Origin of the sequence: Clostridium sp., from assembly GCF_036781005.1 — a bacterium.
Taxonomy (GTDB): Bacteria; Bacillota; Clostridia; order Clostridiales; family Clostridiaceae; genus Clostridium_B.
Map to the genome: position 1 here is coordinate 1 of NZ_DAIQBT010000052.1, position 13,715 is coordinate 13,715.

The 13,715-nt window shown below is 30.1% G+C and carries 10 protein-coding genes; 3 read left to right on the plus strand and 7 right to left on the minus strand.

Translation table 11 applies throughout. The features are described 5' to 3' along the window. Positions 1-10: 10 nt before the first annotated feature. From V7Q02_RS14665 to V7Q02_RS14675, 3 genes are all read right to left on the minus strand, one after another. Positions 11-1,756 (minus strand): ABC transporter ATP-binding protein, encoded by a 1,746-nt coding sequence (locus V7Q02_RS14665; protein ID WP_333861831.1) that lies wholly within the window; start codon positions 1,754-1,756, stop codon positions 11-13. A gap of 390 nt (positions 1,757-2,146) precedes the next feature. Continuing rightward, complete coding sequence (locus V7Q02_RS14670; RefSeq protein WP_333861832.1) at positions 2,147-3,154, minus strand: asparaginase; 1,008 nt, start codon at positions 3,152-3,154, stop codon at positions 2,147-2,149. A 62-nt stretch (positions 3,155-3,216) separates the two neighbouring features. Then, the gene (locus V7Q02_RS14675; RefSeq protein ID WP_333861846.1) at positions 3,217-3,867 is read right to left on the minus strand and encodes an epoxyqueuosine reductase QueH; all 651 of its coding nucleotides are present in this window, start codon (positions 3,865-3,867) and stop codon (positions 3,217-3,219) included. Between the two features lie 355 nt (positions 3,868-4,222). Here V7Q02_RS14675 and V7Q02_RS14680 point away from each other — a divergent pair, with 355 nt between their 5' ends. After that, positions 4,223-4,777 (plus strand): GNAT family N-acetyltransferase, encoded by a 555-nt coding sequence (locus V7Q02_RS14680; protein ID WP_333861834.1) that lies wholly within the window; start codon positions 4,223-4,225, stop codon positions 4,775-4,777. A gap of 77 nt (positions 4,778-4,854) precedes the next feature. Beyond that, a complete protein-coding gene (locus tag V7Q02_RS14685; protein WP_333861836.1) occupies positions 4,855-5,748 on the plus strand; it encodes a DUF2156 domain-containing protein in 894 nt (297 codons plus the stop codon). A 117-nt stretch (positions 5,749-5,865) separates the two neighbouring features. On the opposite strand, the gene V7Q02_RS14690 is transcribed toward V7Q02_RS14685, so the two are convergent. From V7Q02_RS14690 to V7Q02_RS14705, 4 genes are all read right to left on the minus strand, one after another. Further along, positions 5,866-7,242, minus strand: coding sequence for an ATP-binding protein (locus tag V7Q02_RS14690; RefSeq protein WP_333861838.1), 1,377 nt, complete (start codon positions 7,240-7,242; stop codon positions 5,866-5,868). Positions 7,243-7,411: 169 nt separating this feature from the next. Continuing rightward, entirely contained in the window at positions 7,412-9,253 is a 1,842-nt protein-coding gene (gene asnB, locus V7Q02_RS14695; RefSeq protein ID WP_333861839.1) for an asparagine synthase (glutamine-hydrolyzing), read from the minus strand. Between the two features lie 166 nt (positions 9,254-9,419). Further along, positions 9,420-10,304 carry a polysaccharide deacetylase family protein gene (locus V7Q02_RS14700; protein ID WP_333861840.1) on the minus strand — a complete coding sequence of 295 codons (885 nt, stop codon included), beginning with the start codon at positions 10,302-10,304 and terminating at the stop codon, positions 9,420-9,422. A 170-nt stretch (positions 10,305-10,474) separates the two neighbouring features. Continuing rightward, a complete protein-coding gene (locus tag V7Q02_RS14705; protein ID WP_333861842.1) occupies positions 10,475-12,142 on the minus strand; it encodes a glutamine--tRNA ligase/YqeY domain fusion protein in 1,668 nt (555 codons plus the stop codon). Between the two features lie 279 nt (positions 12,143-12,421). Between V7Q02_RS14705 and V7Q02_RS14710 the strand changes: the two genes are divergently transcribed. Next, entirely contained in the window at positions 12,422-13,621 is a 1,200-nt protein-coding gene (locus V7Q02_RS14710) for a MerR family transcriptional regulator (RefSeq protein ID WP_333861844.1), read from the plus strand. Positions 13,622-13,715: the final 94 nt, after the last annotated feature.

Sequence of the window (13,715 nt, forward strand, 5' to 3'; positions counted from 1 at the left end):
CACATGCCCCCTATTCTACTGCATCAAGACCTTGAAACTGCATATTATAATAATAAGAATATAATCCTTTTTCCCTTAAAAGTTCTTCATGACTTCCCCTCTCTTTTATACCTTCATTGTCAATTACTATTATCTCATCTGCATTCCTTATGGTACTTAACCTATGTGCAATTACTATTGTGGTCCTGTTTTTAGAGAGCTTCTCAAGAGAATTTTGTATAAATCTTTCACTTTCATTATCCAAAGCAGATGTTGCCTCATCCAATATTAATATAGGAGGATTTTTTAAAAACACCCTAGAAATAGATATTCTTTGTTTTTGACCTCCTGAAAGCTTTACTCCATGTTGGCCTATATAAGTATCATATCCTTTAGGCAAAGTCATTATATATTCATGGATATTAGCCTCTTTTGCAGCTTTTATTACCTCTTTATCAGACGCACCGGGCTTTCCATATTTTATATTTTCCTTTACAGTACCTGAAAACATGTAAACCTCCTGTTGTACAATTCCAATAGAATTCCTTAAAGATTCAATAGTCAAATCTCTTATATCTTTTCCATCTATTGTAACAACACCTTCTGTCACATCATAGAATCTGGGAAGCAGAGAACATATGGTTGTCTTACCTGCACCAGAAGGACCAACTAGTGCTATATTTTCCCCGGATTTTATACTTATATTTATATTATTTAACACATTATGTTTACCATTGTAATTAAAACATACATTTTTATACTCTATGTCTCCTTTTACATTCTCAAGTGCCACAGCCCCTTTGCTATCCACAATTTCCGGTTCAGTTTCCACTATCTCCATAAATCTCCTAAAACCAGCATAACCTTTTTGAAATTGTTCAACAAAGTTAATAAGTATATCTATGGGATTTATAAAAATATTTATATACAGTGCATAAACTGCTAAATCTGATACTTTCAAAGAGCCTTCAGTTATAAATATACCTCCCGAAACTATTATAGACATATATAATATTCCTTGAAAAAAAGAATTTCCTGCAATAAATTCCCCCATAACTTTGTAACTATCTGACCTGGAATTTAAATATTCATTATTATTTTTATCAAACTTTATTGTTTCTAAATTTTCATTTCCAAAAGATTTTACAGTTCTTATCCCTTCTAGGCTGTCTTGAACTGATGCATTTATATTGGCCATTTTTTTTCTATTATCTAAAAATATGTGCTGCATTTTTTTATTTTTAGATATTGAAAATATCACCATAACTATAGTGACTAAAAATAAGATCAATGTCATTTTAACATTTATGAATAACAATATTACAAAAGATCCTATAATTTTAATAATGGATATAAACACATTTTCCGGCCCATGGTGGGCAAGTTCTGATATATCAAAAAGATCCGATACAAGTTTTGACATCATCTGTCCTGTATTATTATTATCATAATAAGAAAATGATAATTTTTGAAAATGATTAAATAAATCGCTTCTCATATTATTTTCCATTCTGGCTCCCATAATATGTCCCCAGGCTGCTATAAAATATTGACAAAAATATTTTAATATGTAAATAAATACAAATATTACACCTATGTAAACCAATCCTCCAAGAATTACACTTTTATCTCTTATAAAAAAATTTTTTGAAAGATAACTTAAAATTAAAGGAAAAGATAAATCTACTATAGAAACCAAAAATGCACAAACCATATCTGTAAAAAATAAAAATCTGTATGGTTTATAATAACTTAAAAATCTTGCTATTATATTCACTTTAATACCACCTTTCTAAACTACATTATACTATATTGAATGTAGTTCTCTCTATTACAATTACAATATTGTCTTTCAATTAAATTATTTCAGTAAAACGATATTGAATATCATTTGATACTATGTTATCATTAATGTAGTAATATCTCTCTTTAAAATAATAGCTCTAAGCTTTATAGTAAAATAATTTTACTTGAAATAAAAACCCCCGATTCATAAAATATATCCTATCAAATTTCACAGAAATTTAATAGGATATATTTTTACATTAAAACGAAAGCAGGCAATATTATAAATAATAAGGCCCGCTTACTCCAAAACAATACTTCCTCGATATATATTAGACGAAATACCTTTTATCGCTGCTTCAATAAAATTAAAATTTATTTTTTAATTTTTATTTAAGTGGAAGTCAGGAAATATTTCTCCTACCTTATCTTTTATATTGTTAGTATTATCCTTAACTTTAAATTTACTTAAAATTATTTTTTCGCCTTCCCCTAAAACTTTTAAATCTTCCAGACATTTAACTGCTGTAGGCCATAGAGCCCTTGTACTGCCATCTTCTATCTTTATTGCTATACCTAAGTCCATATCCTTTACTCCTATGCAGTATACTCCCTCCGCCCCAAGTTTTCCTATAAGCCTGCCTCCTGTGTTTTTCATAAGTTCAGTACAAAAACCTCCCGTTCCAGCTACCATTTCAGGTGCTGTTGTCATGGCTTTAAATACCCTATCAGCAGCACTTTTATACTTTTCTTCAAGTACACCGCTGTTTGCCATTTTACAAAATCCCAATGCCATATTATAGAGGGACATTCCAAATATAGGCACAGTACATCCATCTATACCCATAACTATATTATCCTCTTTTACAGAACAAACCTTGCATATTATTTTTTTTATTTCTTTTTGAACTGGATGTTCCAAAAGATTATATCCACTTATATCATATCCCTTTAAAACACATACGGAAAGTATTCCACAATGCTTTCCAGAACAGTCCGTATAAGAAGGATTTATTTCCACATGATCCCATAAAAGTCTTTGAGCATATTCCTTATTAAGAGATATAGTAGACCCACACAACAGATCTTCTATACCAAGCCCTATCTTTTTTAATATACTACTCACAGTTTCCCTATGAAAATCCTCTCCATAATGAGAAGCACACATTATAGATATCTCTCTATCTGTAAAAGAAAATTTTTCGGCAGCTCCAGACAATATAACATTTAAAGTTTGTATTGGCTTTGCTGCTGAACGCATATATGTAAGCTTATATGGATTTCCCAGACTATAAAGAAGTTTCCCTCTGCTGTTTACTACAGCTATATCTGCTCTATGAATACTTTCAACTAAAGACCCTCTCGTAACTTTTACTACTATTTCTGACATAGATACCCCTCCAGCAATCAAGTGATTCTTATGATATAATCAGTTACAATATTAAACTAAATTTATGGTAACTCATTTTTAGAGAATACACAACCACAATAATTTTGTCTGTATAAATTATATATTTTTGAGAGTTCAATGCTTCTTTTATATCCATTTTTCTTTTTGAAATCTGAATATAAATATTTCACTTTATATTTACAAGTTAAGTCCTTTCCTATACAGTTTAATTTCTGTGCACTTTTATAAGGACTTATAGTTAAAGTTGTAGTAAAATAATCATAATTTCCTTTTTTCGCAAGTTTAGCTGTCTCCTCAAGTCTCAATTTATAGCATTTAAAGCACCTCTCTCCTCCTTCTTCCTCCTTTTCAAGTCCCTTAGATATAAGATAAAATTTTTCACTGTCATAGGAACCCTCTATAAAATTTATCTTATTATTATCATCAAAATTCAAAATAAATTGTTTTTGTTCATTAACTCTTTTTGTGTATTCTTCATAAGGATATATATTAGGATTATAATAAAAAACTGTTATATGAAAATAATTATATAAATATTCTAATACATAACTACTGCAGGGAGCACAACAGCTATGAAGCAATAGTGAAGGATTTCTTTTCTCACATATAATTTTATCTATAATTTTATTTAATTCATTTTGATAGTTTATATTCACAAGTATCAATCCTTTATATAAATGTTGCTCATTAATCAAGTAAATTACTCTTTTTAATTCTAAAAAATTTTATACATTATTAAAGTTTATATTAATTTCACATAATAGTAAATAAAAATATATTATAATATAAAAAATAAACTGCACTATATTCATTTCAAAATTGAATTTTATACAGTTTATGAGTTATAATAGTTATGTCGAAAAAATCATTATTATTTAATTCTAACTTTTATCCAAATTCATCAATGAGCTGATATTCCCATATTCTTTAAAATACTAACTAAACACTGCTGGAACTTGGATAAATTGTCTTAAGGTTCAGATAAAAATTTTCTATCAATAAATTTTATCTGAATCTCTAAATGACTTCATAAGGAGTGAATATGTCTTGATTAAAAATTTGCTAAAGGGTTCTAATGTGTTTCTTACTTCTTTTAAAGAAGATCATCTCACTTACCTAGAAAAATGGTATAACGATATATTATTCTTAAGAAATTTTGACATTATATCAGCTTTTCCAAAAAGCCGTGAAGAACTAAAGATTACAATAAAAGATTTAAAAGAAAGTTCTGATAAATTGATTTTTGCTGTAAACTCTATAAAGCAGAATAAAATAATTGGAATTACAGGATTTGAAAATATACTTTGGAATAATGGAACTGCAACAATATACATAGGTATAGGAAATGCTGCCTTTAGAGGACAGGGCCTGGGACAAGAAGCTCTATACCTTACCATGGAGTTTGGTTTCCAAGAGTTAAATTTTCACAGAATACAACTTACTGTTTTATCTTATAATACACCAGCCATAAAATTATATGAAAAATTAGGGTTTAAAAAAGAAGGAACCTACAGGGAATTTATTCATAGAGATGGAATTAGATATGATATGTATCTCTACGGCATATTAAGATCGGAATGGAAGATTGATACAAAATACTAAAAGGAGGTATACTGCCAGTAGAATAATGTACTCCATTTTTAAATGTGTGTACTATTTTATTAAGTTGCAGAATTTTTATGCTTATATTTAAACCTATAACTATTGACGATAAAAGCATTTTTGATAAATATTTAGTTGACTATAATTTTAATACAAGTGAATATTCTTTCACCAGTCTAATTATATGGAGAAAAGGATGTGATATCAAATACACCATATATGACAATACCCTTATTATAAAGAAAAAAGACTTCAATGGCAATTATCACTTCATGCAGCCCATAGGATACACTAGAAACAACATTAAAAACATAATAGAAGAACTCATAAAATACAAAGAAGAAAATGATATGCCCTATTTATTTAAAGATGCTGAGGGAAAATTTTTAAGTGACTTAAAAGAAATCTATGGAGAAACTGTATATTCAAAACCAGATGTAGACAACTTTGACTACATCTATAACGCACAAAAACTTATTACTTTATCTGGTAAAAAACTTCATTCCAAAAAAAACCACTACAATTATTTCGTAAAAACCTATAATTACACCATTAAAGATTTTTATAATACAGGAGTAAAAGCGGATATTATAAGTGCAGCTGAAAGTTGGTATGAACAAAAAAACAACAATAATAAATATTTAAGATATGAATTAGATGGTATTAAAGAAATTGTATTCAATATGAAAAACTTAGATCTAAAAGCAATGTCTGTTTATGTAGATAATAAAATATGTGCCTTTACCATAGGAGAAAAGGTAAATGACAGCATGGCAATTATTCATATAGAAAAGGGGAGTTCTTCCATACGGGGAATATATACTTTTACTAATAAAACCTTTGTAGAAAACTATTTATCCGATGTTATCTATATAAATAGAGAACAGGATTTAGGTATTGAAGGCCTTAGAAAAGCCAAAAGATCATATCATCCTGTAAAAATGGGAGAAAAATATTGTATAAATATATAATCAAGTTATTCTTAGGCTCAGGTGTAGTTTGCTTATATGGTAGCCTTAGGGTAAAATTTATCATAAAAACAACAGATAAAACTCAGGAATTTAATTTTTATTCCTGAGTTTTTACCTTTAAATCTTATAATCTTCTGTTCTCTGGTGACCTTCTATCCAATCTACAAACTGTCTAGCAGTTCTTGCCGAACGTCCATTATACCATCTTTCCCATTTAAGGGCTTCTTTATGTAATGTTTCCGCATCAATTTTTAGGTTCCTATTTTTAGCGATGCCATCTACAATCTGCAAATATTTGTTTTTATCTGGAGATACAAATACTACATTTATTCCAAATCTATCTGCTAGTGAAAGCTTTTCCTGAACACTATCCCCTCCATGAACTTCTTCACTAAAATTAGAGGAAGGAAATACCCCTCTTTCATTAAAATACTCCTTAACAAGGTGCCTTCTGTTAGAAGTGGCATATATAAGTACATTCTGGGATTTATTTTCAAGTCCCCCTTCAAGTATGGATTTAAGGGCAGTATAACTACTTTCATTATCTTCAAAAACCAAATCATCTATAAATATAATAAATTTTTGAGTTCTAGCCCTCAAAACTCTTATTATATCTGCAAAATCCTTTAAGTAAGATTTGGGAAGTTCAATCATCCTTAATCCTTCTTTATAATACTTGTTAAGTATAGCCTTTACCGTAGAGGATTTACCTGTTCCACGATCTCCATGTATCAAAACATTATTTGCAGGAAAACCTTTAAGAAATTGAAGGGTATTTTCTATTATTATAGAACGTTCCCTCTCATAGGCTACAAGATCTGAAAGACTAATGGGATCCGGTTTTTCAATACCTTTAAATCTTCCCTTTCCATCAATGTGCTCCCATATAAAAGCTCTGTAACGAACAAACATGCCACAGCCGTAATCTTCATGAAATTTTTGAAGTTCTTCTATACATTCACTCCAATTATCACTGCAATAAAATTTTTCCTTTAAATTTTTTATATGGCTGTCATAATCCTGTTCCTTAAAATTATTTATATTTTTTAGCTCTGGAAGTTTCTCTATTATATCTTTAAATTCATCCTCTTGAAAATAATTCAATAACACTCCTTTTATACTTGAAAAATCAAATGTGGCAATATGTCTTAAACTCTGTAAATCATTAGCTGCAGCACTTTTTATTGGATTTTCAGATTCACTTAGATTTCTATTTTCTGCTCCTTTTGAAAATGAATTTTCACTAAAAATTATCCCGTCTATGATATAGTCTTTTAAAGAGCAATATCCTTTATTTACTAGCAGAAAAAAGAACCTATTGTATGAGTTCATAGTGGACTCCACCTGTACTTCACTTTGGCAAATAAACGCAAAAAAATCCCTTAGAGCCAGTATTACTTCATCTTCCAGCAACCCCCTATAAATAGTTATTGAACTTAAACTCAACTTTGCATATTTTACTTCATATCCAACTTCAAAATGTATATTTCTCATAAAATGCCCCCTGAAATAATGTATATTTACAGTCTATTTTAACACACTGAATAAGAAAACATAAACAAATACTTTTTAAAATTAAAATATACTGTTGAGATTTCAGATAAAAAGCAACTTTCTCCAAACTCTTGTAAGAAAGCTGCTTTTGTATTTACTTAACTATTTTTTATATTTCTATTTTAACTTTATACTCATTAAGCCACTCATTAACTTGTATTAAATAGGCCAGTAATTGTGGTCCTCTCATAAGCTGTCCAAACCAAGGTGCTTTAAAAGAAGCTCCTCCTGTTTCTATTAAAGTCTTCACTGCTTTTTTATCTATAAGATTAAGAATAGGGGATGTCTTATTCTTTATTATATCTTTCATCTTTTTTTGTACTATTTTAGTATACTGAGGATTATGGGTTTTAGGATAAGGGCTCTTCTTTCTCTCAATAATATCCTCCGGTAGTATTCCCTTTAAAGCTTTTCTAAGCAGTCCTTTTTCTCTGCCTTTATAAAATTTTATTTCAGAAGGTATATTAAAAGCATATTCCACCAGCCTGTAGTCTGCAAAAGGTACTCTCACCTCCAGACTATTTGACATACTCATTCTATCCTTTCTGTTTAATAAGGTAATCATAAACCACTTAATATTCAAATAGAATAATTCTCTCATACGATGTTCCAATTTTGACTCTCCATCTAAATGGGGAACCTGTCTTATACTGCTTTCATATTGTTCCTTTAAATATTCTTCAAGATTAAGAGATTTTAGTTCCTGAGATAAAATTTCCTTTCTGGCACCTACAGATTTAGACCAGGGAAATGTATGGGCATTAATGTCTTCTGGTCTTCTATACCAGGGATATCCTCCAAATATTTCATCTGCACATTCTCCTGAAAGTGCCACCGTATTATCCTTTCTTATCTCTCTGCAAAAAAGATATAAAGATGAATCAATATCTGCCATACCTGGTAAATCACTTGCTTTTACAGAACTATACAGGGCATTTGCTAAATTTTCACTATTATTTATGATCCCATGATGATTACTATTTATATACTCTGACATTTTTAGAGCCCAAACTCTATCTGGAGTTGGTTCAAAATCATTCGCCTTAAAATATTTGTCGTTATCTTCATAGTCAATGGAATAGGTATTTAAAATTTTACCCTGCTTTTTAAATTCAGAAGCTGCCACTGCAGATATTGCACTGGAGTCAAGGCCTCCTGAGAGAAATGTACAGATAGGAACATCCGCTACCAGTTGCCTTTTTATAGCATCTACTAAAAGACTTCTTACATGTTCTGCTGTAGTTTCTATATCTTCATTATGAACCCTACATTCTGGCTTCCAGTATTCTTTTAATTTGAATCCATCTTTTGTATACAATCCATAATTAGCTGGAGGGATTTCATATATATCTTTAAATATGCCTCCTCCTAAAGATCTAGCAGGTCCAAGAGCAAATATCTCAGTTAATCCTTCCTTATCAACTATTGGTTCCACATAAGGGTGTGCCAAAAGTGTTTTAATTTCCGAACCAAACAAAAGGGAATTATCTTTTATTGTATAAAATAAAGGTTTTACTCCCAGAGGATCTCTTGCCATAAATAATCTTCCCTCAATTTCATCCCAAATTGCAAAAGCATATATGCCGTTTATATGTTTCACACACTCTACTCCCCAATGGATATAACTGGTGAGGAGTACTTCAGTATCTGAGTAAGAGTTAAAAGAATAGTTTTGTTCTATAAGCACCTTTCTTAAATCTTCAGTATTATAAAGTTCCCCATTATATACAATTATATATTTTTTACCATTTATACTTTTTGACATAGGTTGGGCTCCACCGGAGGGATCCACTACTATAAGTCTTCTGTGACCTAAAAGTACATTTTTAGAAAAATAATATCCTTTGTCATCAGGCCCTCTTTCTTTTAGGGTATTTGTCATATTTAAAATTACATCCCTGTTTTTAGAAATATCCTCTTTTAAATTAATCCATCCTGCAATTCCACACATAAGAGAAGTTACCTCCAAACAATTTATTAATTAACATTAAAGTATGCTTCACAATTATTTTACGTACTTAATTACAATTTATGATTTAAAAATATATATGTGCATAAATTAATTAATTTATGCACATATATATAAATAATTTATGGAACTAAGAATCGCCGGATTACTAACCTAATGTTTCAAAAGTATACCCATTATTCTGTAAATATTGTATTACCTCCGGAAGAGCTTGTACGGTAGTAGTTTTGGCTGCAGCATCATGCATTAGAATCACCACTGTATTATCTGTAGTATATTTCCTTAAATTGTTCATGAGAGTACTTACAGGCAAATTACCTCCTTCAGCATCACCTGTCATATCATTCCAATTTACAAAGTGATATCCTGATGTAGTAGCTGCATCTTTATAGGGCTGCATATTTAAACGTGGTGTACTAAAGGATCCTCCTGGAAATCTTAAAAGTTTTAAATTATATTCTTGTCCTACTATTGATTTAATCACTGAATCACATTTATTTATATCTTCTATAAATAGTGCAGGATCTTCCCTATAATATTTCAGGCTATGACTATAAGTATGATTAGCCACTATATGCCCCTCTTTCACTTCTTGTTCAACCAAATCTTTATGTTCCTCAGCATTTTCACCTATTAAAAAAAATGTTGCCTTTATATTGTGCTCTTTCAATATTCTCAGTACTTCTGGAGTATTATTCGAGGAAGGACCATCATCAAAAGTTAAATATGCTATCTTTTTGCCACTGCCCTTATTAATCTCCCATGGCTTGTATTCTCCTGCAGATTGAGAAGTGGTGAATCTTTTTTTCAATTCCTCTTTTTCCTTTGCCTGCTTTAACTGGGCAGCACTTAATTTTTTATCCTCTTTTGATGTTTTATTTGAATCACTTAAAAGGGTATTTTTCTGGGAAGCAAGTTTGTTTCCCATATAGAAACCCCAGAAAAAAACCATCATGGTGAATAATACCACAATAATTCTGTTTCTTCTTCTAATAATTTTATTTTTTTTAATTCTATATTCATATTTATTCATAATACTTATCTCCCCACCCCATATAAGACAATGCCTTAAAAGCACTATGTCCACATGACACATAATTTTAAAAATAGAATTCACTAAACTTTAATAAATATATACCCTATACTTTATTATTATTTTATTACATTTTTAAAATATGCTCTATTAAATCCAATTTACATAATTTATTTGTTAGCTAATATTTTAAAGGAACTCTTAAGGGATACTATTCTGTTAAATATCAGTTTTCCATCTTTACTATACTTTCTATCTAAAACAAAATATCCATGCCTAAAAAACTGAAACTTCTCATCAGGTTTTACGTGTTTCATATCAGGCTCTACAAAACCTTTTACAATCTTAAGAGAATTTGGATTGACGTAATTTAAAAAGGAATCCTCTTCTCCCTCTTTTTCCTGCTGTTCTAATATAAGAGGTTCATAAATCCTCATCTCTGCTGGAATTGCAGTATCTACATTTATCCAGTGAAGTGTACCTCTTACTTTTCTTCCATCAGGACTGTTTCCTCCCTTTGATGCAGGATCATAAGTACAGCGTAATTCTATAATATTCCCCTCTTCATCCTTAATTGCCTCAGTACACTTTATAAAATAAGCACTTTTCAACCTAACTTCATTGCCTGGAAACAACCTATAGTATTTTTTAGGCGGATTTTCCATGAAGTCTTCTCTTTCTATATATATTTCTTTTGAAAAAGGAACTTCTCTAACTCCCGCACTAGCATCATCTGGATTATTTTCAATTCTAAAAGTTTCCGTTTTCCCCTCTGGATAATTAGTTATTACAATTTTAAGGGGATTTAATATAGCCATGGTTCTAGGAGCCTTTTTTTCAAGATCATCTCTTAAAAAATAATCCAGCATCTGAGAATCTACTATACTACTGGCTTTAGACACCCCTATTGCCCTACAAAAATTTCTGATAGATTCTGGAGTAAATCCTCTTCTCCTTAAACCCGCAATAGTGGGCATACGCGGATCATCCCAACCATCTACAAAATTTTCGTCTACAAGCTTTTTAAGTTTTCTCTTACTCATAACTGTATTTGTCATATTCAATCTGGCAAATTCTATCTGTTTGGGTCTATTTTCTATTTCACACTGTGTTATTATCCAATCATAGAGAGGTCTATGATCTTCAAACTCAAGTGTACATATAGAATGGGTAACTCCTTCAATGGCATCTTCTAAAGGATGTGCAAAATCATACATAGGATATATGCACCATTTTTCTCCAGTATTGTGATGATTTGCATGAGCTATCCTATATAATACAGGATCTCTCATATTTATATTTGGAGATGCCATATCAATTTTTGCCCTTAAAACCTTTTCTCCATCTTTAAATTCCCCTCTTTTCATACTTGCAAACAAGGTAAGATTTTCTTCTACATCCCTATTCCTATAAGGACTTTCCTTTCCTGGCTTTGTTAAAGTGCCTCTGTACTCTCTTATTTCATCGCCACTTAAATCACATACATATGCTTTTCCCTTTTTTATTAGAAGAACGCCATATTCATACATTTGTTCAAAATAACTAGAAGCAAAACATAGATTATCCCAACTATATCCAAGCCACTTTACATCTTCTTTTATTGATTCTACATACTCCACATCTTCTTTTGAAGGATTTGTATCATCAAATCTCAAGTTGGTTTTTCCTCCAAATTCATCTGCTAGGGTGAAATTCAAAACTATTGACTTTGCATGGCCTATATGCAAATATCCATTAGGTTCCGGGGGAAATCTTGTCACTACCTTCTTATATTCTCCTGATTTTAAATCTTCTATAACTATATTTTTAATAAAATTTGATGAATTATTATCTCCCATAAATAACCTTCCTTTTCTTAGACAATTAATCATTTGCCTGAAATAATATAATAAAACTCTATGCTCGCAATAAAAGGCATTTTGAATAAAAAATGCCCTTACTTTTATATGATATTACCATATAATGCGTTTATATTCAATAATAAGCCATTTTATTACTTATTTTTTATTGTAGCATTGACAATACTTTACCCTTTATTATAGAATACACCTTTAAAAAATATATTGCACCTTCCCTTACGTCATATGATACAATAATTTGGGTAGGAGTGATATTTAATGTTTACACAAAGATCTAATCTAATCACCATTGGTAAATTTGCTGAAAAATCAGGAGTTACTTTAAGAACCTTAAGATACTATGACAAGATAGGCCTTTTAAAACCCTGCTCTTACAGCAGCTCTGGTCACAGATTATATAATTTAGAGGATTTTAGCAAGCTTCAAAAAATACTTACTCTTAAATTTATAGGACTTTCACTAGAAGATATATCAAAAATAATGAATTATGATGTAGATCACAGAGACTTAAAAAAATCTCTTGAGATACAGAAAAAAATAATGAAAGAAAAAATATATCATATAGAAGCTGTAATTAAATCTATAGAAGAAGCTGAGCACATGATAGATGACGAAAAAGAACTAAATTGGAATAAATTCATAAACATAATAAACATAATAAACACAGATCAAAAATGGATGGAACAATATGAAAATGCCTCTAATTTAAGAGCCAGGATAAAAATTCACGAACTTTTTAGTACCAATAAACAGGGTTGGATGAAGTGGTTCTTTAACCATTTAAATCTGCCAGACAAAGTTTCCATATTGGAATTAGGCTGCGGAGATGGAAGGCTGTGGCAAAAAAACTTAAATGAGATTCCAGAAGGATGGAATATAACCCTTACTGATTTTTCTCCTGGAATGTTGGAGGATGCTAAAAAAAATCTTATTTTAAATTTGAAAAAATTTAAATTTAATATTGTAGATGTACAGCACATTCCCTATGAAAATAATAGTTTTGATGTAGTAATTGCAAATCATATGCTCTACCATGTTATCAATGTAGATAGAGCTCTTTCGGAAATTTATAGAATTTTAAAACCTGAAGGATATTTTTATGCTTCTACTGTTGGAAAAAACCATATGGAGGAAATGCGAGAAATTATCAAAAGAGCTGATTTGGAAAATATAACCACAGACAGTTGGAACCTTACAGAAAACTTTCAACTTGAAAATGGATTGGATAAGATCAAAGTATGGTTTAAAAATGTAACAATAAAACGATATAATGACAATTTAAAGTTAAAAACTGTTGAACCACTTATGGACTATATATTCTCTATGCCAGGAAACACCAGAAATGCATTTGATGAAAATAAAATCCATAATCTTGAAAATTTCTTGAAGTCTGAAATAAATAAAAATGGATATATTTATATAACAAAAGATACAGGGTTTTTTCAAGGAATGAAATAATTTTACTGTCTCACCATTAATTGTTGTTATTACTTATATTTAGGTAATTGCGAAACTAACTGATAAAAATGAATTGATGATGACAAGAAAGTTT